Here is a 22,949-nt window from a genome sequence, read left to right as displayed (position 1 = left end):
CTTCGGGCAGTTGAAGTCCGAGATGTTCTATCTGCAGAAATTCGACACGGTCGAGGACCTCAAGGCCGCGATCGATGAGTACATTCATTGGTATAACTACGAACGGATCTCGTCACGACTTGGCGGCGTTGCCCCGATGGAATATCGAAGCAAGACCGCCAAGGATGGTGAGCCTATTTACGAACTATGCTGACCTCACAGCAGTCCAACTTTTGGGGACCAGTCCAGCGCCAGGTTGCTGGGCCCCCGTCAGGTAGTAATTGTGAGGGGAAGGTTCGGAAGGCTTCGGCGCCGGTGACTTGGAGGTCGCGGCCCGTGTGGACATAGTCCTCGGAGCGGGGCGCCATGTGGTGTTTGGTCAGGGCCGTGCCGTACTGTCCGACAACGTTGCGATTGCCATTGGGGGAGTAGCCCAGCTTCTCCGATACCCGCCGGCTGGCGCGGTTGCCGTCGAAGTAGGCTGTGTCAGATTGTGCGGCAGCCAAGTATCTGGTGACGCCTTCGATGATCATCCGTCGCATTCTTGTGCCGTATCCGCGGCCCTGTTCTGGCGGCGCCAACCATGATCCTGTCGAGACTGTCCTTGTCAGTGGAAACCGATGCCCGTTCACACCCTGAACTCCGATGGTCCTGCCATTGACCCTGACCGTGAACTCGATCGTCCACTCATCTGCGGTGAGTTTCGCTCGAGTGGACCAGTGGTACTGAGCGAGGCTTCGTGCTACCTGCTCATCGGTGCCCGAATCCCAATCGACGAGGAACGCTTCGATTCCGTCACGTCTCACTCCGCCTCGCGCGATCTGTGCGAGTTCCGGAATATCGGCTTCTCTTACGGGCGAGAGCTCCATATCATCTGATTGCAGATGAAGTGCGAACGGCGGCCAGATCTCCGAGATGTCCATGTGCCTTGTGCCTATTCTCTCCTGTTCAGGGGCCCTGTAACTGCGCGGAAGTCTTATATCCCACTTGAAGTGACCGGACAACGCTGTCCATTATCTGGTCGCTTGGATTGTTGTTATACGGGTCACGGTATGTTTGTGCGCATGAGTCTACATCCATCACTGCAGCCAATCTTCGACACAGTGCTCCAACGTAACCCTGGAGAGTCGGAGTTTCACCAAGCGGTACAGGAAGTTCTCTATTCCCTGGGCCCCGTCGTGGACAAGCATCCCGGATACCTGGAACTCTCCGCGCTCGAGCGGCTCTGCGAGCCCGAACGCCAGATCATCTTCCGGGTTCCCTGGATCGATGACTCCGGAGTCGTGCAGATCAACCGCGCCTTCCGCGTGCAGTTCAACTCGGCACTCGGCCCCTACAAGGGCGGACTGCGATTCCACCCCTCAGTGAACCTCGGCATCGTCAAATTCCTCGGTTTCGAGCAGATCTTCAAGAACGCCATCACCGGCCTGCCCATCGGCGGCGGCAAAGGCGGATCTGACTTCGACCCGAAGGGCCGCAGCGACCGTGAAGTCATGCGGTTCTGCCAGTCGTTCATGACCGAGCTGTACCGTCACATCGGTGAGTATCGCGATGTGCCCGCAGGTGACATCGGCGTCGGTGGTCGGGAGATCGGCTACCTCTTCGGCCAGTACAAGCGCATGACGAACTCCTATGAAGCAGGTGTGCTGACCGGCAAGGGACTGTCCTACGGCGGTTCCATGGTCCGTACCGAAGCCACCGGCTTCGGCGTCGTGTACTTCCTCAAGGATATGCTCGCCGCCGCGAAGAAGAACATCGACGGTCGCGCTGTCTCGATCTCCGGATCGGGAAATGTCGCAGTGTTCGCCGCAGAGAAGGTCGCGGCCTTCGGCGGCACCGTCATCACGATGTCCGACTCGGCCGGCTTCATCCATGACCCGGACGGAATCGACACCGAACTCGTCAAGCGCATCAAGTTCGATGAGCGGGGACGCATCTCCGAATACGTGGAGCAGCGCGGGGGACGCGCGACCTACCACGAGGGCGGCAATGTCTGGGACGTCGAGGTCGACGTCGCACTGCCATGTGCGACTCAGAACGAGCTCGACGGAGCCTCGGCTGCGACTCTGGTCAAGAACGGGGTCATCGCCCTCGCCGAAGGCGCGAACATGCCCTGCACACCGGAAGCGGTGAAGATCTTCTCCGAGGCCGGCGTTCTCTTCGCCCCAGGCAAGGCCGCAAACGCCGGCGGTGTCGCCACGAGTGCGCTCGAAATGCAGCAGAACGCCAGCCGCGACTCGTGGGACTTCGATTTCACCGAGGCACGCCTGGCCGAGATCATGGGCGATGTCCACGACAGCTGCGCAGTCGCTGCCGACGAATTCGGTTCGCCCGGGGACTATGTCGCCGGCGCCAACATCGCAGGCTTCATCCGCGTCACCGAGGCAATGCTCGCCCAGGGAGTCGTCTGATCGTCTGATCCACCGGCGGTCGAAACTGACGACGAGACCTACAAGACAGACCCTGCTCAGGATCGACGAGTATCTCCCCGAAACTCGATGATCCGGAGCAGGGTCTCCGTCATACCTGGTGCGGTGGCGCCGAGCCAGATGAGATGATCAGCGTTGTCCGATGGTTCCGTAGCCTTTTCGCCAACGCAGCAGGGGCCGTCTCGTTCCTGCATCGGCGCCTGCCCCAATGGATACCACCTCGCCGACGACGAGATTGTGGGTCGCGACCTCGAGAACCTCGGTGAGTTCGAGCTCGAACCAGGCGATCGCCTCGGTGAGCACCGGTTGTCCGGCGTGCGGGGCGGGAAAAGTATCGATGCCTTTGAGTGATCCGTACAGCGGTTGGCCCGAAGCGCCGAGGCGTTCGGAGATGTCGCGCTGATCAGAGTTGAGCAGCGAGATCGCAAAGTGGGAACTCGTCTCCAGAGTCTCCATCATCCGTGAGCCCGAATAGACGCTGACCGCCATCGTCGGGGGGTCGTACGACACGTCGAGAAACGAATCGACGGTGATCGCATGCAGGGCGCTGCCGCGGGTAGCGGAGACCACGGCGACCGCCGCAGCGATGTCGTCACTGAGTTCGCGGTAGCGTTCTGTGAGGGAATCGTCGTAGGCCTGGTCCATGACTCTCATTCTAGGGAACTACAATGGAGCCATGACCATTCCAGCTTCAGGCGGTTCAGCAACGATCGAGCGCGAGCAGTCCGAGCAGCTAGTCGAGCCCGGCGATCACGAGCGCTTCAGCCACTACGCGCCCAAGGACAAGATCATGGAGTCCATGGTGACCGGGACTCCGCTGATCGCCTTGTGCGGAAAGGTGTGGGTCCCCACGCGCGACCCCGAGCGGTTCCCGATCTGCCCCAAGTGCAAAGAGATCTACGAGACGATGTCCGAAGGACCGCAGGAGTAGATGTCCGCGGATCGTCTCCCAACAGCACCAGGGACCTCCGCGGCAGAACAGCTTCCACCGGCATTCCCCGAGCGCGCAGCGTGGGGAACGGCGGGAAAGTTGCGTGCCTGGCAGGCGGAGGCTCTCGAGCTCTACTTCCAGAAGCAGCCCAAGGACTTCCTCGCGGTCGCGACCCCAGGAGCAGGTAAGACCACCTTCGCTCTGCGGCTGGCGGCCGAACTGCTGGCCCAGCGAGTCGTCAACCGTGTCACCGTCGTCGCTCCCACCGAACACCTCAAGGTGCAGTGGGCTGACTCCGCGGCGCGCGTGGGCATCAAGCTCGACCCGCATTTCAAGAACTCCCAGGGCAAACACGCACCCGGCTACCACGGCGTGGCTCTGACATACGCGCAGGTCGCTGCCAAACCCGTGCTCCACCACAACCGGACGGCCGCCGGTCGCACTCTGGTCATCCTCGACGAGGTCCACCACGGAGGTGACGCCCTGTCGTGGGGCGATGCCGTGCGAGAGGCCTTCGGCCCCGCGGTCCGTCGGCTGTCCCTGACCGGAACGCCGTTCCGTTCGGACACCTCACCAATCCCCTTCGTCACCTACGCTCCCGACGAGAACGGCATCCGCACCTCGGTGGCGGACTATTCCTACGGCTACGGTCGAGCGCTCAAGGACTCCGTCGTCCGCCCAGTCCTCTTCCTCGCCTACGCCGGCGCCATGACCTGGCGGACCAAGGCCGGCGACGAGATGTCGCACGTCCTGGGCGAGGAGACGACGAAGGACATCAACTCGCAGGCTTGGCGCACGGCCCTCGACCCGAAGGGCGACTGGATCCCGGCGGTCCTCAAAGCCGCAGATATGCGATTGACCGAAGTCCGACGTACCGTCCACGATGCCGGCGGCCTCGTCATCGCCACCGACCAAGAGGCGGCCCGGGCGTACGCCAAACGACTGCACGAGATCACCGGTGAGAAGCCGACCGTTGTGCTCTCCGACGAAGCGGGAGCCTCGGAACGGATCGAACAGTTCCAGAACTCCACCGACCGGTGGATGGTCGCCGTGCGGATGGTCTCCGAAGGCGTCGACGTTCCCCGACTGTGTGTCGGCGTCTACGCGACCTCCTCGTCGACGCCGCTGTTCTTCGCGCAGGCCATCGGGCGCTTCGTGCGTGCCCGCAAACGCGGCGAGACCGCCTCGGTGTTCCTGCCCTCGGTGCCCGTGCTGCTGGCCCTGGCCAACTCGATGGAAGCCGAACGAGACCATGCCCTCGATCGCCCGAAGAACGAGGACGAGAACGATGTCGTCGTCTTCGACGATCAGGCCATGGAGCAGGCGAACCGAAACGAGGGCGCCTCGTCGGACCAGCTCGGCTCCTTCGAAGCGCTCGGCGCCGAAGCACTGTTCGACCGTGTCCTCTACGACGGCGGTGAATTCGGCACCGGCGGAGCCATCGGCTCCGAGGACGAACTCGACTTCATCGGCATCCCCGGCCTGCTGGAACCCGATCAGGTGCGGGAGCTGCTGAGTACTCAGCAGGCCCGGCAGGCGAAGCGCAAAACAGCGGCTGCCCCTCCGGCCCCTGAGACGGAGACGAGCGAACTCGAGCACCGAGCGATGAAGGAAGAGCGCAACCAGCTCCAGAGCCTCGTCGGCGCTTGGTCCAGACGCACCGGAACGCCGCACCAGAACGTCCACGTCGAACTGCGCAAGGCATGCGGGGGACCGCCCGTCGCCCAAGCCACGCGGGAGCAGATCCAGGCTCGGATCAAGAAGCTGCAGGGCTGGTTCGTCGGCAAGAAGTGAGCACCGGATGTCGGCGGGGGAGCCCGGTCGGCGTGAGGCCGACGAAGCCGCCGAGGCAGAAAGTGCGTCTGCCTCGGCGGCTTCGTCGATACGAGGTGGGCCGGACTCGGAATGGGCGAATCCGTTCAGGACCAGTGAACCTGCATTCGAATCCGCGGCTGCGGGCGAAGTCCGCAGCTGGGGATCAGGCGGAGTAGAACACGGTGGGAATGGCGGGCTCGCCGTCCTGCAGGCGCCTGGCCGAACGCGGCAGCTCTGCCAAGGACTCGTCATGTCGGGCGCAGGCCCTCTTCACGCCTGCCGCACCGATGAACGACTCATCGACCTCACCGTCGACGACGAGATCGACGCTGAGCCGACGTCCTTCGCCGAGGTCATCGGGCAGGCTCGGAATGCCGACGGCTTCCTCTACGGCGATCGGGCCGTCGATGAGGCGCAGCGCCTCCTTGTGTCCGCCGCGCGAGGGCTTGCCGGAGGAGTTCTTGGCCACCGAGGTCCACTCGCCGGCCTCATCGGCACGAGCCACGAGCTTGTACACCAGCCCGGCGGCTGGGGCACCCGAACCGGTGACCACCCGCGTGCCGACACCGTAGGAGTCGACGGGGGAGGCGGCCAATGCGGCGATCGCATACTCATCGAGATCGCTCGTGACGGTGATCGTCGTATCACGGGCGCCGAGGCGGTCAAGGCTCTCGCGCACCTCACTGGCCTGTTCGATGAGATCACCGGAATCGATGCGCACTCCGCCGAGGTTCGGCCCGGCCAGCTCGATCGCCGTGGTCAGTGCCTCCTCGACGTCATAGGTGTCCAGGAGCAGAGTCGTATCGGTGCCCAGCGACTTCAGCTGAGCGGCGAAGGCCTCTCGTTCGGAATCGTGGAGGAGAGTGAATGAGTGGGCCGAGGTGCCGATCGTGCGCAGACCGTACTGCAGGCCGGCCGCCAGGTTCGACGTCGAGGCGAAGCCGCCGATGACCGCGGCCCGAGCTGCTGCCACGGCCGCATGCTCGTTCGTGCGTCGCCCGCCCATCTCCGCGCAGGGCCGATCGCCGGCCGCCTGAGCCATGCGGGACGCCGCCGAAGCGACTGCGCAGTCATAGTTCATCGCCGACAGGATGAGCGTCTCCAAGATGACGCCCTCGGCGAACGTCGATTCGATCGTCAGCAGCGGTGAGCCGGGGAAGTAGATCTCACCTTCTGCATAGCCGCGGATATTGCCGGAGAACCGATAGTCAGCCAACCAGTCGATGGTGCGCTTGTCGACGATGTTCTCCCTGCTGAGGAACGAGAGTTCGGCATCGTCGAAGCGGAAATCGCGGATCATCTCGAGGATCCGACCGGTGCCGGCGACGACACCGTAGCGGCGACCTGTGGGAAGACTGCGGCCGAACACCTCGAAGAGGCTCTTGCGGTGAGCGGCACCGGATTCCAGGGCCGCCTGCACCATCGTCAATTCGTACTGATCCGTGAAGAAAGCCGTCGAGTCGGTCCGTGTGAGATCACTCATAGGCGCGATCTTACGTCACGACAGCGTCAGTGTTCTGCCGTATGGTGGAAACGTGAGCAACCCAACGACACCAGTCCTGGAGCCGGAGGTCGACGTTCGACCCTCCGAGAACCTGGCCAAGCCCTGGCGGACCGTGGTCTTCAACGACCCGGTCAACCTCATGAGCTATGTCAGTTTCGTGTTCCAGACCTACTTCGGATACTCGGAGGAGAAAGCCCACTCACTCATGCTCGAAGTCCATGAGAACGGGCGCTCCGTCGTTGCCACCGGAGGCCGTGAAGCCATGGAACGAGACACCCAAGCGATGCACGAGTACGGCCTGTGGGCCGCATGCCAACCCGATTCAGGATCCGACTGACACATGGCCGCTATCGACGCACGAGGGGACGACGTCGTCCTCACCCTGCAAGACAACGAACGCTCGCTCATGCTCACGGTGTTCACCGATCTCGCGGCTCTGCTGGCCGAAGACAGTGACGGCGATGACGACCGTCCGGATTCGGAGAATTGGGAAGCGCGGCTCGGACTCGTCGACCGTCCCCGTCCGGAGGACCCGGCGCTGCTGCGGCTGCTGCCCGACGTCGATCCTGAGGACGACGAGCGATCAGCAGAGTTCCGCCGCCTCACCGAGTTCGATCTCAAACAGGCCAAAGCACACAATGTGCGCATCGTGCTGCTGGGACTGAGCAAGGGCAATGACATCTCCCTGACACGGGACGAGGTACTCGCCTGGATGAAGGGCCTCAACGATCTGCGACTCGTCCTCGCCGTCCGCCTCGGGATCGACACCGAGGAGGAGCAGGAGGAGAAGTACGCCCATCGTGAGGGTCTCTCCGAATCCGAAGACCTCACCCTGACCCTGTACGACTTCCTGACGTGGATTCAGGACCGACTGACAACGACCTTGCTCGACCAGACGCAAGGGGATGACGAGATATGAGACTCACCGCAATCGGCACCGCAGGCTCCTTCCCGGGGCGTGGTGCGCTCGCCAGCTGCTACCTCATCGAAACCGATGAGGACGCACCCACTCGCATCATCCTCGACCTCGGCTCCGGTGCGCTCAGCCCCCTGCAGGAGACGATCGACACCGATCGTCTCTCCGGAATCGTGCTCAGCCACCTCCACCCGGATCACTGCATGGACATGACCGGCCTCTACGTCAAACACTGCTTCGACCCGAAGTTCTTCAACGGCGACATCTCCGACACCGGAACGATCCGCACTCGCACCCCGGTGTTCGCTCCGGCCGGTGCGAAGGACCGTCTGTCCCGGGCCTTTTACACGGATCCCGGCAAGTCCCCGGTCGCCAATGGGGGAGACGACTCGGACTTCGACCACGCCTTCGAGTTCACCGACATCGACCACGGCAGTCGGCACCAGATCGGCTCCCTGACCATCGAATCCTTCCTCGTCGACCACCCCGTCGAGGCCTACGCGCTGCGGATCACGGATGCGGCCGGCAAGGTCATCACGTATTCGGGCGACAGCGATGAGTGCGACAACCTCGTCACAGCGGCGAAGGACGCCGACCTCTTCCTCTGCGAAGCCGCCTTCCAGGAAGACCGCGACACGGCGCGCGGCATCCACCTCACCGGCAAGCGCGCCGGCCGGGTGGCGCAGAACGCCGAGGCGTCCGCGCTCGTGCTCACCCATATCCCGGTCTGGACCGACTGCTCCATCGTTCGCGGTGAGGCGGCCGGGGAGTACCGTGGACCCATCGAGCTGGCGAAGCCCGGAGCCACCTGGTCCGTGTGAACCGGCGATGATCGCCGACGACCACCAGACATCACCACTGAGACGAAAGAGGCAGACAGTGCGAGCAGACGGCCGTGCAGCAGACGAACTCCGTGAAGTCCGGATCACTCCGGACTGGATCAACACCGCCGAAGGATCCGCGCTCGTGGAATTCGGCAACACCCGCGTCCTCTGCGCGGCCTCGCTGACCGAAGGCGTGCCGCGTTGGCTTAAGGGCCAGGGCCGCGGCTGGGTCACTGCCGAATACGCCATGCTCCCGCGAGCCACCGACTCCCGCAGCACCCGCGAGTCGGTCAAGGGCAAGCAGGGCGGACGCACTCACGAGATCTCCCGTCTCATCGGTCGCAGCCTGCGCGCCGTCATCGACATGGACAAGCTCGGAGAGAACACCCTCGTCCTCGACTGTGACGTCCTCCAGGCCGACGGCGGCACCCGCACTGCCTCGATCACCGGTGCCTATGTGGCGCTGGCGAAGGCCATCGACAAGGGGCGCTCGACCGGGCTGATCCCCGCCGCCCACCAGCCGCTCATCGACTCAGTGGCGGCCGTCAGCGTCGGCATCATCGACGGTCAGCCCCTCCTGGACCTGCCGTACGTCGAGGACTCCCGCGCCGAGACGGACATGAACGTCGTCATGACCGGGTCCGGAAAGTTCATCGAAGTCCAGGGCACCGCCGAGGGTGCACCGTTCGACCGGGATGAGCTCGGCAAACTGCTCGACCTCGCCGGCCACGGGTGCACCGAACTCACCCGCATCCAGTCCGAAGTGCTCGCCGGATGACGACTTTCGTCCTGGCCACTCACAACGAGGGCAAGAAGCGAGAGCTGCTGACCATTCTCGGACCCGTCCTCGGCGCTGACACCCAGGTGATCACCGCCGCCGAGGCGGGACTCGGAGATGTCGCCGAAACCGGAGTCACGTTCACCGAGAACGCGCTGATCAAGGCGCGTGCCGCGGCCGCTGCGACGGGGCACACCGCCATCGCCGACGACTCGGGAATCAGCGTCGACGTGCTCGGCGGTGCACCGGGCATCTTCTCCGCTCGCTGGTCAGGCCGGCACGGAGACGATCGTGCGAACCTCGAACTCCTGCTCGCTCAGTTGGGCGACATCGCAGCCGAACACCGCGGAGCGCAGTTCCGCTGCGCGGCGGCCGCTGTGACCGCCGACGGTCGCGAGTTCACCGCCGAAGGAGTCATGCCCGGGCGCCTGGCCACCGAACCCAAGGGTGAGAACGGCTTCGGATATGACCCGATCTTCGTCCCCGAGGGTTCCGAACTCAGTGCCGCCGAGATGACACCTGAGGAGAAGAACTCACGCTCCCACCGCCGGTTCGCCTTCGACGCTCTGGCCGCGATTCTCGCCGACGAGCCGAATCTCTGAAGCACCTGCTCGCGACGCTCAGCATCTGAACACAGCCGCCTCACCAGCTGAGAACTTCGGATACACTGACGATGCTTGAGTGTTGGCGAACGACCCTCTTCGTGGTCGGCGAAATCGAGGAGAACAATGAAGACTCCGCGCATCATGACGTGGGTGGCGGCAGCGGCCGCCACGAGCCTGCTGATCACAGGCTGTTCGGCCGGAGCCTCCGACACCGGAGGCGATGCGCAGAAGAAGGACTCGATGACGATCGCCTTCACCGCCGAACCGGTCAACCTCGACTTCACCTCCACCTCGGGAGTCGCCATTCCCGAAGCGCTGATGGAGAACGTCTACGAATCACTCGTCCGCCTGGACGGCGAGGGGGAGATCCAGCCCGCACTGGCCAAGGACTGGACACTGTCCGATGACCGCAAGACCTACACCTTCGAACTCCAGGACGGTGTGAAGTTCTCCAATGGTGCGGACTTCACCAGCGAAGACGTCAAGTACTCCTATGAACGAGTGCAGAAGGACTGGAAGAACGCGCTGAAGTCGAAGATGGACATCGTCGAGTCCATCGAAACCCCGGACGACTCCACCGTCACGATCGAACTGAAGAAGCCGTCGAACACCTGGCTGTTCAACCTCACCAGCCTCGTCGGAGCCGTCTTCGACACCGAAGGAACCGACGACCTGGCGAACGAAGCCATCGGCACCGGCCCCTTCGCGATCGAGAAGTTCACACGCGGGCAGTCCATCGACTTCGCCGCCCGCGACGACTACTGGGGCGAGAAGCCGTCACTGAACTCGGTCCAGTTCAAATACTTCAAAGACGCGGTTTCGGCCTCGAACGCCCTGAAGTCCGGGGAGATCGACCTCGTCTCCAACCTCCAGGCACCCGAACTGGCCGGAGAGTTCCAAAGCGACGACTATCAGATCGTCTCCGGCACCACGAACGGCGAAGTCGTGCTGTCGATGAACAACGCCGAGGGCATCTTCAAAGACAAGAGAGCCCGCGAAGCCGTGATGCACGCGATCGACCGCAAGGCCGTCCTCGACACGGCCTGGGCGGGCTACGGCGAGCTCATCGGCTCGATGGTGCCCCCGACCGACCCGTACTACGAAGACCTCACCGGGGTGTGGAAGTACGATCCGAAGAAGGCCAAGCAGCTCGTCGACGAAGCCGGGATCAAGGGCGAGGAATTCGCTTTCACCGTGCCGAACCTGCCGTACGCGAAGGCGATCTCCGAGATCGTCTCCGCGCAGCTCGAAGAGGTCGGACTGAAGGCGAAGATCTCGACTCAGGAGTTCCCAGCCGTGTGGTTGGACAAGACCTTCACCGAACACGATTACGACATGTCGGTGATCAACCATGCCGAACCGCGCGACATCCTCACCGCGTTCTCGAAGGACTACTACATCGGCTACGACGATTCGACGATCAAGGAGCTGGCAGACAAAGCCGATACCGGAACCGAAGACGAGTACATCTCGGGAATGAAGAAGATCGCGCGGACGATCACCGAGGATGCTGCCTCGGACTTCCTGTTCCTGTTCCCGAATCTCGTCATCGCCAAGTCCGGAGTCGAGGGGATACCTGCCAACCGCGTCTCCGACGCATTCAAGGTCGCCGACCTCAGCTGGTCCTGACTGCGCACGTCGATGCTCACCTACGCAATCAACCGCGCGATCCAGTTCGCGCTGTCCCTCCTCGTCGCCTCGGTGGTGATCTTCGCCCTGATGAGCCTGCTGCCGGGCAATGCGGCACAGGTGGCGCTGGGAACGAATGCCACCCCGGAGGCAGTAGCGTCGCTCGAAGCCCAATACGGGCTTGATCGGCCACCTCTCATCCGGTACTTCGACTGGATGGGAGGAATGCTCACCGGAGACTTCGGCACCTCCTACGTCACCGGTGCCGAGATCACTCCCGTCATCGTCGACAGCGTCCAGGTCACGGCGATCCTCGTCATCGCCGCCATCGCCGTGTCTATCCTCATCGCCGTGCCCCTGGGCACCTTCGCCGCTCTCGAGCAGCGCAACTGGATCGGCGTGACGATCTCGGCGATCAGCCAGGTCGGCGTCGCGATCCCGAACTTCCTGGCCGCGATCATCCTCGTCATCATCTTCTCCCTGACCCTCGGATGGTTCCCGTCCCAAGGCTGGATGGCTCCGATCGAGGGCCTCGGAGGCTTCCTGCTCCGCCTCGTCCTGCCGGTCGTGTCGCTGGCGCTGGTGCAGGCTGCGATCCTCACCCGCTACGTCCGATCCGCCGTGCTCGATGTGATGCGGGAAGACTATATCCGCACCGCCCGCGCCAAGGGACTGACCAAGACGAAGGCACTGTTCGCACACGGACTGCGCAATGCGGCGATCCCCGTCATCACCGTCGCCGGAGTTCAGTTGGCCACCATGCTGGTCGGGGCCGTGATCATCGAACAGATCTTCGTTCTGCCAGGAATCGGCTCCGAGCTCGTCCGCGCCGTCGCCAACCGCGACCTCGTGGCGGTGCAGGGCATCGTCATGGTCCTCGTCCTGCTCGTGCTCATCATCAACCTCATCGTCGACATCCTCGTGCCCATCGTCGACCCCCGGATCAGGAACGCCGCATGAATCCGACCCCGACCGGTGCCCAGAGCCCCAGTGACCACGTCGATCCCGTCGCTCACGACGCGACCGACCTGACCGCCTCGGCGAAGATCGGGCCGGGCCGGTCCCGCAGGAGCGGAAGGCGGGCGAACGCATCGATGATCATCGGTACGGGCCTCGTCGTGCTCATCGTCGGACTCGCTCTCATCTCCTTCGTGTGGACCCCGTACGACCCGACCACGATCGACCCCGCCGCCCGTTTGCAGAGCGGCAGCCTCACCCATCCGTTCGGCACCGACACTTTCGGACGGGACACGCTGACCTGGGTGATGGTCGGGGCACGGATCACGCTGCTCGTCGGGGTCGTCGCCGTCGGCATCGCCCTGCTCATCGGCACCCCGATCGGAATCATCTCCGCCTTCTTCGCGAAACAGCCGTGGGGGATGTGGATCGACGCGGTGATCATGCGGGCCAACGACATCCTGCTGGCCTTCCCCGCGCTGCTGCTGGCGATCATCTTCGCCGCCGTCTACTCACCGGGGACGGGACCGGCGATGGTCGCCGTCGGCATCGCCGCGATCCCCGGGTTCGCCCGCGTCGCACGCTCCGGGACGCTGCAGGTGCTGGGCTCCGAATACGTGCGCGCCGCGCGGGCCTCGAACCGTCGGATTCCGGCCATCGCCGTCGTCCACGTGCTGCCGAACATCGCCGGAATGGTCATCGTCCAGGCGTCCGTGGCGTTCGCGATCTCCGTCCTCGCCGAGGCGGGGCTGTCCTTCCTCGGACTCGGCACCCAGGCCCCGACTCCGTCGTGGGGCCGGATGCTGCAGGAGTCCCAGCAGTACCTGTCCACCCACCCCGAGCTCGCTCTGTGGCCGGGAGTGTTCATTGCACTCGCGGTGCTCGGATTCAATCTCTTGGGCGATGGGCTGCGCGACCGGTTCGACCCGAAGATGGAGGCGCGAGGTGACTGATAATCTGCTCGAGGTCCGTGACCTCACCATCACCCCTGCCGGAGCGGACGCTGCGGTGCTCCACGATGTCAGCCTCAGCCTGGCGTCGGGCGAGCGGGTCGGACTCATCGGCGAATCCGGGTCGGGGAAATCGCTGACCGCCCAGTCCGTGATGGGTCTGCTGCCCGAAGAACTGCACGCCCGCGGCCAGGTGCACCTGCAGGGGCATTCCGGGAACCTGCTCGAGGCGAACGAGAAGACCCTGGCCGGGCTGCGCTCGGACATCGTGTCCATGGTGTTCCAGGAACCCATGAGCGCCCTCAACCCGCTCATGCGCATCGGCGACCAGATCGCCGAAGTGCTGCGCCTCCACGGCAAGGCGCCGCGGGGGCAGATTCCGACGCGTGTGCGCGAACTGCTCCGCGACGTCCACATGCCCGACCCCGACAGCGCCCGGTTCGCCTACCCGCACCAGCTGTCGGGCGGGCAGCGGCAGCGGGTCATGCTCGCGATCGCTCTGGCCAATTCACCGAGGCTGCTCATCTGCGACGAGCCCACCACCGCCCTCGACGTCACCGTGCAGAAGCATATGCTCGACCTCATCGCCGAGAGGGTCTCGGCGGTGGAGGCTGGACTGCTGTTCATCACTCACGACCTCGCGGTCGTCGCCGGAGTCTGCGATCGGGTCATCGTCATGTACCGCGGCCGCATCGTCGAGTCCGGCAGCGTCGACGAGATCTTCACCGCACCCAAGCACGAGTACACGCGAGGGCTCCTGGCATCCTCGGATCTCGAAGCCACAGACGACCGCGGTCGACTCTTCACGCTCAAGACCGCGCTCGCCTACTCGGGGCCGCAGATCGGCGAAGCAGAGACTTCTGCCGACGTGGGGGAGCCGGAGGATCTGCGTGACGAACCGCAGACCTCGACCCGACCGGATAACACCGGCACGGCATTCGCGGGGGCGGTCGACAAGGGCAACGTCGGAGCCGCCTCGGTGGGGGATGACCACCGGACCGCCTCGGCGGGGGGCGGCTTCAGGACCGCCTCGGTGAGGGAATCGGCACCGCTCATCGAGGTCTCGGACGTCACCCGAGTCTTCCGCGGACGCGGACTCTTCGGCCGCAGACGATCAGACGTCACCGCCCTGGGCGGGATCGACTTCAGCGTCGCGGCCGGAGCCCGGCTGGGCATTGTGGGGGAGTCGGGATCGGGGAAGTCGACGCTGCTGAACATCCTCTCCGGCCTCGACCGACCGACCACCGGGCATGTGCGCGTCGGCGACATCCGAGTCGAAGCCGCGAGCTCACAGGCTCTGCGTCGCCTGCGCGAGAGCCTGCAGATCGTGTTCCAGGATCCGTTCGCCTCGCTCGACCCACGGATGCGCATCGCCGAAATCGTCGCCGAACCGCTCATCGCCGCCGGAGTCGACAAGGACGAACGCGCAGCACGGGTCGAGGAGATGATCGCAGCCGTCGACCTCGACCAGGACTCGCTGCGCCGGTACCCGCACCAGTTCTCCGGCGGGCAGCGACAGCGCATCTCGATCGCCCGGGCCCTCGTGACCAGGCCGCAGATCCTCGTCGCCGACGAACCGGTCTCCGCCCTCGACGTCTCGGTGCGTGCGCAGGTCCTCAACCTGCTCACCGACCTCGTCGACGAGTACGCGCTGACTCTCCTCTTCGTCTCCCACGACCTCGGCGTCGTCAAACACCTGTGCTCCGAGGTCATCGTCATGAGAGCCGGACAGATCGTCGAATCGGGTGCGACGGAGGACATCTACGCGAACCCGCAGGAGGAGTACACGCGGCGCCTCATCGCCGCCACCCCGAGCCTGGCCGAAGCACTCGCAGCCGGATAGACCGGCTCGCGGGCGGGACGCGACGAACCATCGAGAGAAAGGGCAGCAAATGACCACATCGCTTGCCGACCGCAGTGCGGCCGAAATGGCAGCCGGATTCGCCGACGGAGACTTCGATCCGATCGAGGTGCACTCCGCTGTCGTCGACCGCATGGACGACTGTGAACCGACCATCAATGCCCTGTTCCACCGCGACGACGAACGCTCCCGGGACGCCGCCGCTGCCAGTGCGGCACGTTGGCGAGAGGGACGCCCGCTGAGCGACCTCGACGGGGTGCCCGTGACGATCAAAGAGAACATCGCCCGTCGCGGAGTCCCGCTGCCCAGCGGCCACGCCTGGGTGGAGATGCCGGTGGCGGGCCACGATGCCCCGATCACCGAGCGTCTCGAAGAAGCCGGAGCTGTCATCCTCGGGTCGACGACGATGCCCGACTGGGGGATGCTCTCCTCGGGAGTGTCCTCTCTGCACGGAATCACCCGTTCACCGCTGGACCCGAGCCTGACGACCGGAGGGTCGAGCGCCGGAGCCGGAGCCGCGGCAGCCGCCGGATACGGGCCCATCCACATCGGCTCGGACATCGGCGGATCCATCCGCCTGCCGTGCACGTGGCTCGGTCTGGCCGGGCTCAAGCCCAGCTTCGGCCGCGTGCCGCTCGACGCCCCCTACCTGGGCAGATGCGCGGGACCGCTGGCACGGACGATGGCCGACGTCAAAGCCGCAATGGACATCATCGCCGCCCCGGACGATCGAGACTATTCGCGGCTGCCGCGCTTCGCCGCCGATGATGCGCAGTCTCTGCCGGGCAGCGACTCGGCCGAAGCCTTCGACCCACGGGGACTGCGCATCGGCGTGCAGCTTGACGCCGGGTGCGGGGTCGCTGCAGAGGCGCAGGTGCGCTCGGCCGTCACCGAGGCGGCAGAGAGGTTCTCTGCGGCCGGTGCAGAAATCGTCACGGTCGATCCTTTCATCGACGATGATCTCCTCCGCGACATGGATCTGTTCTGGCGGGTCCGGTCGTGGGCCGACCTCAAGGCGCTGCCTGTCGACGAACAGGCGCTCATCCTGCCTTATATCCAGCAGTGGGCACAGGACGGAGCCGATACCAGCGGAGCCGACCTGATGCGCTGCTATCACAGCGTTCAGGAGATCCGGCGGCGGACGGTCGAAGCAACTGCCGAGTTCGACCTGGTCATCTCGCCGACAGCTCCGGACGCGGCATTCCCGGCCGAGCAGCCGATGCCGTACCCGCAGGTGCACGAACCGATGGGGCATATCGGGTTCACCATGCCGTTCAACATGTCAGAACAGCCGGCGGCGACGGTGCTGGCCGGATTCATGGACGACGGTCGGACCATCGGTGTGCAGATCGCCGGACGTCGGTTCGCCGACGAACTCGTCATGGCCGGCGGTGCCTGGTTCGAAGCCGCGGCCGACCTCGAGCTGCCGACTCGGTCGGTCGGGGTCTGAGAGAACGACGACAGCGGGCCTGTGACTTGAACGTCGCCTCGGTCACGGTGGGTGTCTCACCTCGGGGAGGTGAGGTGAACCGTGTCTTCGGTGGACCCTGGGATCAGAAGTCGAAGAATTCGACCGAGAGCTTGTCTCCGTCGATCTTCACGTTTCCGGACACCGACAGGGAGTTGCCGTTGGAGAAGTACGAGGAGCCGGCCCTCTTGCCGTCGACGGAGAAGTTGAACTTACCGGGCTTCTCGGTGAAGAACGAGCCGGTGCTCGTGTCCCCGGCGCCGAAGCTGGCCTTCACCTTCGGCATCTCCTTCATGTCCCATTTGGCGGTGTTCTTCTTCGCCAGATCATCGAGCTTCTTGTCCGAACCGCCGACGGGGATCTCGGTCGGGTCGTACTTGACGAAGTCGCACTTCGGCTCGATGCTCTTGTTGTCGAAGCACTTCTTGAGCTCCTTCTCGACCTGTTTCTGAACTTCTTTGTCGAAGGCACCGGTCGGGGACAGATCGAGGTTGAGGGTGGTGGGGGACACCTGGCCCTTGTTCGGCTGTCCGCCGGGGGCGAAGGCCTTCGGGAAGTTCACCTTGGCCGTATCGGAAGTCTCGGAGATCCACTTGCTCTTCGGAATCGTGAAGTCGTAGCTGCCGGGGTAGACAGCGAACGACGTGGTGCCCGACTTCGCCTTGTAGTCCTTGCCGTTGACGGCGAGACCGTCGGCGCCGGGAACATCGAGGGAGATGACGTTGAGGTCGGGGCCCTTCATCGTCCACTTGTCGAAGAACAGGTCCTGTTTGCCGTCCTTGGTCGCGGCGAGCTCCACATTGTAGGGGCTGCCGTCGAGCTCGTAGGACACGACGACGGTGCCCTTGTCCCCGTCGGTCTTCGAAGATTCGACCTTGGCCTTCTCGATCTTCGCCGAGGAGGAATCGGTGAATTCCTTCTGCAGCAGATCGAGGTTCGTGCCCTCGGGCCGTGTCGAGGGGGCGATCTTCTCTGCGGCTGCGAAATCACCCTTGTTCAGGGCTTCGACGTAGTCCTCGGCGACCTTGTCGGGACCGTACTTGTTCTTGTTCACGCTGCCGATGACGAAGAACCCGACGAGGACGAGGATGATGACCAGCGCGACCGCGCCGAGGGTGATGAAGAGCGGAAGCTTGTTCTTCTTATCGGGGCGATTGTCAGCACGCGTCGCGGTGGTCTGACCGCCGGCGAAACCCGGAGCCGGTGCCGGCTGCGGAATCGCCTGCGACGGACCGGATCCGGTCTGTTGGGCGTTCGGACCCGACCCCGTCTGGTACTGGCCTGACTGGTTCTGGGCGGAGTTGTACTGGCCCGGCTGGTTCTGGGCGCCGGGGTATGGGGGCTGATTCGACGCCCCGGGGTATGCCGCATTCGAATACTGGCCGCCTGGCTGCTGGCCGCCCTGCGGCTGAGCGCCTTGCGATTGAGCCCCGGGGTAGCCGCCGTTCGGTTGCTGCGGGCTCTGGTACTGGTTGTTCGGATACTGCCCGTTCTGAGGCTGGTCACTCGGAGATGGGGCACCGGGATAGGGACCCGACTGTGGGCCGCCCTGACCATTCGCTCCGCCCTGCTGGCCGGAGTTGAAGGACTGATCGTTCTGGGCGCCGGAACCCGAATACTGAGGCGGTTCGTTCTGCTGAGAAGCAGCCGGAGCGACCGTCGGTCGCGACGGCGCATCACTGCCCGGAGCTCCCAAGGGCGGTGCCTGGTCATCGGGTACCGAGGAACCGCTGCCGGACTGAGCCGGCCCGTCGGTTGCGGTGGGGGCGTCATCGGAGACTGAATCCGGAAGGCCCTCATCTGTCGGCAGCTCCGACTCGGGCTTCGGCCCGCCGTTCTTCGGAGGCTCGCTGGGTGGTGGCGGGAAATTGGGGTGATCGTTCCCGTTGCTCATCGTGGGGTCATCCTTTGCGTGTACAAGCCTGTCCTGGCGCAATTGTACTTCCCGGAGCAGGGAATCGCGTGGTCAATACCGGGAAGCCGAGCCGGGTTAAGCGAAAATGGTCCTGATGCACACTTCTCCTCACCCTCAGCCCTACCGCCGGACGATCTTCGCAGCCCTCATGGAAGTCGTGAAGATCGACCTCATCGTCGTCCCCGCTGGATTCGTCGTCGCCATCGCCTTCTGGATCATCGGGCTCGGCTCGCAGCTGCCGTACTCGGCGATTCCCGAATGGGCGTTCGCACTGTGGGCGACGGTGTCAGGACTGAGTGTCTCGACCCTCGGATTCGACTTCTCGCTGGTGCCGAGCCTCGTGACTGTCGGCCTGTGGCTGCTGGTGGCAACGGGGGCCAAAAGAGTCGCCCGCAGCACGGCAGCGGACAGCCCGACCGAGAGCGACGAAGATCCCGGCGGATGGTGGGCGCTCATGGGTACAGCTCTGGGCACTTTCGTCGTGGCCTACGCAGGTCCTCTACTCGTCGTGGGGATCCTGGTCGGCCAGGCCACGGTGACTCCGCTCGGATTCCTTCGGCTCTTCCTCTTCCTCGTCACGGCTGTGGCGTGGGCCTTCATTCGGGTTCGAGGAATCGGTGACATCCCCGGACTGGCTGTGATCGCCGACGACACCTGGAATGTCTCTGTCGGCCTCACGCGCCGACTGCTGTGGGCCGCTGCGGCACTCGGTGCGATCGTGCTCGTCGTCGGAATCATGATCCGCTGGAGCGATGTCGCCGACACCGTGCAGGTCTACAGCTCGCCGGTCGCCGCCGGCATCGGCCTCATCGTCGTTCAGGCGCTCTTCGCCCCGAGCATCGTCTACTCGGCCCTGTCGTGGTCCGCCGGGACGGGAGTGAGCATCGGCGGGGCCGGGACGAGCTCTGCATTCACGTCGACCTCAGCGCCCGTGCTCGATGTGCACGTGCTGCAGCTGCTGGACGGTGACTATCCCGCCTGGACGGCGGCCGCACCGGCACTTCTCGTGCTGCTCGGCCTGCTGTGCGTCATCCTCGGCCGCGACCGAGCTCGCGACATCGCCGCACAGTCGTGGATGGGACTGGGGCTTGCGATCGGTATCCTGTTCGTCGCCCTCGAGGTGATCGCACTGTTCGCCGGTGGGGCCCTGGGCCCGCTGGGTCTGTCCGGGTTCGGACCCTCGGCACTGACGTCTGCGTTGGCGATCACGGGGTGGATCGGTGTGGGAATGGCCGCCGGCCTTCTGCTGATCAGACTCTCCCGCCTGCACGCGGAGTATTCCGACTTCGCCGAGGATGACGAAGAGGACGCCGACTACGAGGACGACACCGCGGGCGCGTTCGACGAGGCCGGCACAGGGGTTGCGTCCGATGCGGACGACTCGGAACCGGTCGCCGACGACATCGTCGACGAAGACGAACCGCGGTAGGTGAGGGTGCCGCCTCGGTGAGGGGTGGGCCGCCTCGGTGAGGGGGACAGGCGTTGACCGGTGACGGGTCGGGCGTGAACCGAGGACATCCTCGGTGAGGGGATCAGCGCTGAATGATCGGGGCCTTGGCCCCGCGGATCACTTGGTGCCGGGCAGGTCGAGATCCTGGCCGGTGACCTGCTTGAACCAGTCACCCAGACCCGACTGATACTCACTCGAGCACGAGAGCTGTGCCTGCTGCGTGATCGCATCGCGCAGGCATTCCTCATACTTCGACTGCACCGGCCAGAGGATGACCGAGGACATCGTGGAGAAGATGAGATAGATGCTGAGCAGACCGCCGAGGATGCCCAAGGACATGTTCCGGCGCTGTTTGGTCTTGACGACGGCGACGATGTACTTCACCGACCAGACGACAGCAGCGATGGCGAAGCCGATGGCGGCGAGCTTGAACGGCAGCTGATACGTGAACGTCAGCACCGAGGCGAGTATCAGCAGTATCAGGACGAGCCCGTGTCGTGCCGGTGCGGCCTGTGCCTCCTCTTCGGGAGTCGGCGCCTTCTTCTCTTCGGTATTCTGCGGTGACGTCACCGGATCAGTTTCTCACAGTCGACTGACAAATGCCTCGGCGGGCCGTGTCCGCACGATGACAGCAGGGCATAGTCCATGTGCTGCAGACGTTAGACTGTGCGGGTGCGCATCGTTCTTCTGGCATCAGGATCCGGTACCCTCACGCAATCCGTCATCGACGCTTTCGCCGACGGAACCCGGGGAGTCGACATCGTCGCCATCGGGGCCGACTCGGCCACTGCAGGGGTTCTGACTCGAGCCGAACAGCATGAGATTCCCTCCTTCGTCGTCCGGCCCAAGGACTTCGCCGACCGCGACGAGTGGAACCTGGCGCTGAAGGACACAGTGGCCGAGCTCGCCCCGGACTGGGTGATCTCCGCCGGTTTCATGCGCATCCTCGGCCCCAGCTTCGTCGACGCCTTTCCCTCCCGGATCATCAACACCCATCCGGCGCTGCTGCCGTCGTTCCCGGGCGCTCACGGAGTCCGCGACGCGCTCGCCCACGGGGTGAAGCTGACCGGTGGAACCATCCACCTCGTCGACACCGGAGTCGACACCGGACCGATCATCACCCAGTACGCGGTGCCCATCGGCGATGACGACACCGAAGAGACCGTGCACGAGAACATCAAGGCCCGCGAACGCGAAGAGCTCGTGCGCCTGCTCGCGCATCTGGCCCACACCGACCTCGTCGTCGACGGCCGACATGTCCGCGGATATGTCGCCTCGGCGATGACCGCCCACTGACCCCGCCGTGAGAAGAACCGACCGGCAACCGAACCTCGAGGAGGATCTGTGACAGGAACCCGCGCGATCAAGAGAGCGCTGATCAGCGTCTACGACAAGACCGGGCTGGAGGAGCTGGCTCGCGGCCTCCACGCGGCCGGAGTCCAGATCGTGTCGACCGGATCCACGGCAGCCAAGATCGCCGAGGCGGGAGCCGTGGTGACGAAGGTCGAAGAGCTCACCGGGTTCCCCGAATGCCTCGAAGGCCGAGTCAAGACACTCCATCCGCGCGTCCACGCGGGCATCCTCGCCGACTCCCGCAAGCCCGAGCACCTCGAGCAGCTGTCCGAGCTCGAGATCGAACCCTTTGACCTCGTCGTCGTCAACCTCTACCCGTTCGCCGACACCGTCGCCAGCGGAGCCGGCTTCGATGACTGCATCGAACAGATCGACATCGGCGGACCCTCGATGGTGCGTGCAGCGGCGAAGAACCACCCCACCGTCACCGTCGTGACCGATCCGGCCGACTACTCCGCGGTGCTCGACGCAGCCGCCGGAGACGGCTTCGACATCGACGCTCGTCGCTCCTTCGCCGCCCGCGCCTTCGCCCACACCGCGGCCTACGACTCGGCGGTCGCCTCCTGGTTCGCCGGAGAACTCGCCACCGAGGAGAAAGCCGCCTTCGCCGGACTCACCGGCGAGAAGATCACCGACCTGCGCTACGGAGAGAACCCGCACCAGGCTGCCGCCGTGTACTCCGACGGAACCGCGGGGATCGCCGGTGCGAAGCTGCTGAACGGCAAGGCGATGTCGTACAACAACTACACGGACACCGACGCCGCGATCCGTGCAGCCTTCGACTTCGAGCAGCCGGCCGTGGCCATCATCAAGCATGCGAACCCCTGCGGAATCGCCGTCGGTGAGACCGCGGCCGCGGCGCACAGGGCCGCCCACGAATGCGATCCGCTGTCGGCCTACGGCGGTGTCATCGCCACGAACCGTGAGGCCGATGCCGAGCTGGCCGCCTCGATCAAGCCGATCTTCACCGAGTGCCTGGCCGCTCCGTCATTCAGCGCCGAGGCCCTTGAGATCCTCACGACGAAGAAGAACCTGCGACTGCTCGAACTCGGTGACATCGATGTGCCCGCCGCCGAGATCAAGCCGATCAGCGGTGGGTTCCTCGTCCAGGACCGCGACGCGTTCCAGGCCGAAGGGGACTCGCCTGAGAACTGGACCCTGGCCGCCGGTCCGGCAGCTTCCCCCGAAGTCCTTGCCGACCTCGACTTCGCGTGGAAGGCCGGACGGGCTGTGAAGTCCAACGCGATCCTGCTCGCCAAGGGCGGCGCCTCGGTGGGCGTGGGCATGGGCCAGGTCAACCGCGTCGACTCGGCCAAACTCGCCGTCGAACGTGCCGGAGCCGAACGCGCCGCCGGTGCGGTCGCCTCCTCGGACGCCTTCTTCCCGTTCCCCGACGGTCTGCAGATCCTCATCGACGCCGGGGTCACCGCAGTGGTGCAGCCGGGCGGATCGATCCGAGACGATGAGGTCATCGCGGCCGCGGAGGCGGCAGGCATCACGATGTACCTGACCGGGAGCCGCCATTTCTTCCACTGAGATGAAGCGCCCTCACCCCCGCCATGCACGGCGGGGGAGAGGCCCGATC

22 protein-coding genes are annotated in these 22,949 nt (G+C 64.8%); 17 read left to right on the top strand and 5 right to left on the bottom strand.

From position 1 onward, the window contains the following. Positions 1–193: IS3 family transposase (locus tag BI49514_RS06235; protein WP_145996187.1), on the top strand; the 193-nt coding region annotated here is incomplete at its 5' end. On the opposite strand, the gene BI49514_RS06230 is transcribed toward BI49514_RS06235, so the two are convergent. Continuing rightward, positions 174–902 (bottom strand): GNAT family N-acetyltransferase, encoded by a 729-nt coding sequence (locus BI49514_RS06230; RefSeq protein WP_101545213.1) that lies wholly within the window; start codon positions 900–902, stop codon positions 174–176. The two genes, BI49514_RS06235 and BI49514_RS06230, sit on opposite strands and share 20 nt — an antisense overlap. 141 nt (positions 903–1,043) lie before the next feature. On the opposite strand from BI49514_RS06230, the gene gdhA reads away from it, so the two are divergent. Beyond that, the gene (gene gdhA / locus BI49514_RS06225; protein WP_101545211.1) at positions 1,044–2,390 is read left to right on the top strand and encodes an NADP-specific glutamate dehydrogenase; all 1,347 of its coding nucleotides are present in this window, start codon (positions 1,044–1,046) and stop codon (positions 2,388–2,390) included. 147 nt (positions 2,391–2,537) lie between these two features. On the opposite strand, the gene BI49514_RS06220 is transcribed toward gdhA, so the two are convergent. Then, entirely contained in the window at positions 2,538–3,053 is a 516-nt protein-coding gene (locus BI49514_RS06220) for a flavin reductase family protein (protein WP_101545209.1), read from the bottom strand. Between the two features lie 31 nt (positions 3,054–3,084). Between BI49514_RS06220 and BI49514_RS06215 the strand changes: the two genes are divergently transcribed. Beyond that, the gene (locus tag BI49514_RS06215; RefSeq protein WP_035320920.1) at positions 3,085–3,339 is read left to right on the top strand and encodes a DUF3039 domain-containing protein; all 255 of its coding nucleotides are present in this window, start codon (positions 3,085–3,087) and stop codon (positions 3,337–3,339) included. Beyond that, positions 3,340–5,133, top strand: coding sequence for a DEAD/DEAH box helicase (locus BI49514_RS06210; RefSeq protein ID WP_101545207.1), 1,794 nt, complete (start codon positions 3,340–3,342; stop codon positions 5,131–5,133). A 184-nt stretch (positions 5,134–5,317) separates the two neighbouring features. Here the strand turns inward: BI49514_RS06210 and BI49514_RS06205 are convergent, their stop codons facing one another. Then, positions 5,318–6,637 carry a nicotinate phosphoribosyltransferase gene (locus BI49514_RS06205; RefSeq protein ID WP_101545205.1) on the bottom strand — a complete coding sequence of 440 codons (1,320 nt, stop codon included), beginning with the start codon at positions 6,635–6,637 and terminating at the stop codon, positions 5,318–5,320. 52 nt (positions 6,638–6,689) lie between these two features. Between BI49514_RS06205 and clpS the strand changes: the two genes are divergently transcribed. The 10 genes from clpS (at position 6,690) to BI49514_RS06155 (ending at position 16,628) form a co-directional block, all read left to right on the top strand. Next, positions 6,690–6,995 (top strand): ATP-dependent Clp protease adapter ClpS, encoded by a 306-nt coding sequence (clpS, locus tag BI49514_RS06200; protein WP_101545203.1) that lies wholly within the window; start codon positions 6,690–6,692, stop codon positions 6,993–6,995. Positions 6,996–6,998: 3 nt separating this feature from the next. Further along, positions 6,999–7,577, top strand: coding sequence for a DUF2017 family protein (locus tag BI49514_RS06195; RefSeq protein WP_101545201.1), 579 nt, complete (start codon positions 6,999–7,001; stop codon positions 7,575–7,577). Then, complete coding sequence (locus BI49514_RS06190; RefSeq protein WP_101545200.1) at positions 7,574–8,395, top strand: MBL fold metallo-hydrolase; 822 nt, start codon at positions 7,574–7,576, stop codon at positions 8,393–8,395. Before BI49514_RS06195 ends, BI49514_RS06190 begins: the two co-directional genes overlap by 4 nt. Positions 8,396–8,402: 7 nt before the next feature. Beyond that, positions 8,403–9,176: a ribonuclease PH gene (rph, locus tag BI49514_RS06185; RefSeq protein WP_101545198.1), complete on the top strand. Its 774-nt coding sequence runs from the start codon at positions 8,403–8,405 to the stop codon at positions 9,174–9,176. After that, positions 9,173–9,778, top strand: a complete 606-nt coding sequence (gene rdgB, locus BI49514_RS06180; RefSeq protein ID WP_101545196.1) for an RdgB/HAM1 family non-canonical purine NTP pyrophosphatase — start codon at positions 9,173–9,175, stop codon at positions 9,776–9,778. The genes rph and rdgB overlap by 4 nt, the downstream gene beginning before the upstream one ends. A gap of 126 nt (positions 9,779–9,904) precedes the next feature. After that, complete coding sequence (locus tag BI49514_RS06175; protein ID WP_101545194.1) at positions 9,905–11,410, top strand: ABC transporter substrate-binding protein; 1,506 nt, start codon at positions 9,905–9,907, stop codon at positions 11,408–11,410. Between the two features lie 12 nt (positions 11,411–11,422). Continuing rightward, positions 11,423–12,370, top strand: coding sequence for an ABC transporter permease (locus BI49514_RS06170; protein WP_101545192.1), 948 nt, complete (start codon positions 11,423–11,425; stop codon positions 12,368–12,370). Further along, the gene (locus BI49514_RS06165; RefSeq protein WP_180954356.1) at positions 12,367–13,320 is read left to right on the top strand and encodes an ABC transporter permease; all 954 of its coding nucleotides are present in this window, start codon (positions 12,367–12,369) and stop codon (positions 13,318–13,320) included. The genes BI49514_RS06170 and BI49514_RS06165 overlap by 4 nt, the downstream gene beginning before the upstream one ends. Further along, positions 13,313–15,160, top strand: coding sequence for a dipeptide ABC transporter ATP-binding protein (locus BI49514_RS06160; protein WP_101545191.1), 1,848 nt, complete (start codon positions 13,313–13,315; stop codon positions 15,158–15,160). The genes BI49514_RS06165 and BI49514_RS06160 overlap by 8 nt, the downstream gene beginning before the upstream one ends. Positions 15,161–15,209: 49 nt before the next feature. Continuing rightward, the gene (locus BI49514_RS06155) at positions 15,210–16,628 is read left to right on the top strand and encodes an amidase (RefSeq protein WP_101545189.1); all 1,419 of its coding nucleotides are present in this window, start codon (positions 15,210–15,212) and stop codon (positions 16,626–16,628) included. A gap of 103 nt (positions 16,629–16,731) precedes the next feature. Here the strand turns inward: BI49514_RS06155 and BI49514_RS06150 are convergent, their stop codons facing one another. Next, complete coding sequence (locus BI49514_RS06150; RefSeq protein ID WP_101545187.1) at positions 16,732–18,540, bottom strand: hypothetical protein; 1,809 nt, start codon at positions 18,538–18,540, stop codon at positions 16,732–16,734. A 115-nt stretch (positions 18,541–18,655) separates the two neighbouring features. On the opposite strand from BI49514_RS06150, the gene BI49514_RS06145 reads away from it, so the two are divergent. Further along, positions 18,656–19,990 (top strand): cell division protein PerM, encoded by a 1,335-nt coding sequence (locus tag BI49514_RS06145; protein ID WP_180954355.1) that lies wholly within the window; start codon positions 18,656–18,658, stop codon positions 19,988–19,990. Positions 19,991–20,128: 138 nt separating this feature from the next. Here BI49514_RS06145 and BI49514_RS06140 read toward each other — a convergent pair whose 3' ends face one another. Next, positions 20,129–20,581 (bottom strand): hypothetical protein, encoded by a 453-nt coding sequence (locus tag BI49514_RS06140; protein WP_101545186.1) that lies wholly within the window; start codon positions 20,579–20,581, stop codon positions 20,129–20,131. A 102-nt stretch (positions 20,582–20,683) separates the two neighbouring features. Between BI49514_RS06140 and purN the strand changes: the two genes are divergently transcribed. Next, positions 20,684–21,307 carry a phosphoribosylglycinamide formyltransferase gene (gene purN / locus BI49514_RS06135; protein WP_101545184.1) on the top strand — a complete coding sequence of 208 codons (624 nt, stop codon included), beginning with the start codon at positions 20,684–20,686 and terminating at the stop codon, positions 21,305–21,307. A 48-nt stretch (positions 21,308–21,355) separates the two neighbouring features. After that, positions 21,356–22,900, top strand: coding sequence for a bifunctional phosphoribosylaminoimidazolecarboxamide formyltransferase/IMP cyclohydrolase (purH, locus tag BI49514_RS06130; RefSeq protein ID WP_101545182.1), 1,545 nt, complete (start codon positions 21,356–21,358; stop codon positions 22,898–22,900). Positions 22,901–22,949: the final 49 nt, after the last annotated feature.

The organism is Brevibacterium iodinum ATCC 49514 (assembly GCF_900169265.1).
In the GTDB taxonomy this organism is placed as follows: Bacteria; Actinomycetota; Actinomycetes; order Actinomycetales; family Brevibacteriaceae; genus Brevibacterium; species Brevibacterium iodinum.
Note: the sequence above shows the minus strand (reverse complement) of the source record. Positions and strands in the feature narration are given on the sequence as shown.

Coding starts and splice junctions, on each gene's coding strand:
- BI49514_RS06230 (WP_101545213.1), bottom strand. CDS start 902: ATGGACATCTCGGAGATCTGGCCGCCGTTCGCACTTCATCTGCAATCA.
- gdhA (WP_101545211.1), top strand. CDS start 1,044: ATGAGTCTACATCCATCACTGCAGCCAATCTTCGACACAGTGCTCCAA.
- BI49514_RS06220 (WP_101545209.1), bottom strand. CDS start 3,053: ATGGACCAGGCCTACGACGATTCCCTCACAGAACGCTACCGCGAACTC.
- BI49514_RS06215 (WP_035320920.1), top strand. CDS start 3,085: ATGACCATTCCAGCTTCAGGCGGTTCAGCAACGATCGAGCGCGAGCAG.
- BI49514_RS06210 (WP_101545207.1), top strand. CDS start 3,340: ATGTCCGCGGATCGTCTCCCAACAGCACCAGGGACCTCCGCGGCAGAA.
- BI49514_RS06205 (WP_101545205.1), bottom strand. CDS start 6,637: ATGAGTGATCTCACACGGACCGACTCGACGGCTTTCTTCACGGATCAG.
- BI49514_RS06195 (WP_101545201.1), top strand. CDS start 6,999: ATGGCCGCTATCGACGCACGAGGGGACGACGTCGTCCTCACCCTGCAA.
- BI49514_RS06190 (WP_101545200.1), top strand. CDS start 7,574: ATGAGACTCACCGCAATCGGCACCGCAGGCTCCTTCCCGGGGCGTGGT.
- rph (WP_101545198.1), top strand. CDS start 8,403: ATGATCGCCGACGACCACCAGACATCACCACTGAGACGAAAGAGGCAG.
- rdgB (WP_101545196.1), top strand. CDS start 9,173: ATGACGACTTTCGTCCTGGCCACTCACAACGAGGGCAAGAAGCGAGAG.
- BI49514_RS06175 (WP_101545194.1), top strand. CDS start 9,905: ATGAAGACTCCGCGCATCATGACGTGGGTGGCGGCAGCGGCCGCCACG.
- BI49514_RS06170 (WP_101545192.1), top strand. CDS start 11,423: ATGCTCACCTACGCAATCAACCGCGCGATCCAGTTCGCGCTGTCCCTC.
- BI49514_RS06165 (WP_180954356.1), top strand. CDS start 12,367: ATGAATCCGACCCCGACCGGTGCCCAGAGCCCCAGTGACCACGTCGAT.
- BI49514_RS06155 (WP_101545189.1), top strand. CDS start 15,210: ATGACCACATCGCTTGCCGACCGCAGTGCGGCCGAAATGGCAGCCGGA.
- BI49514_RS06150 (WP_101545187.1), bottom strand. CDS start 18,540: ATGAGCAACGGGAACGATCACCCCAATTTCCCGCCACCACCCAGCGAG.
- BI49514_RS06145 (WP_180954355.1), top strand. CDS start 18,656: ATGCACACTTCTCCTCACCCTCAGCCCTACCGCCGGACGATCTTCGCA.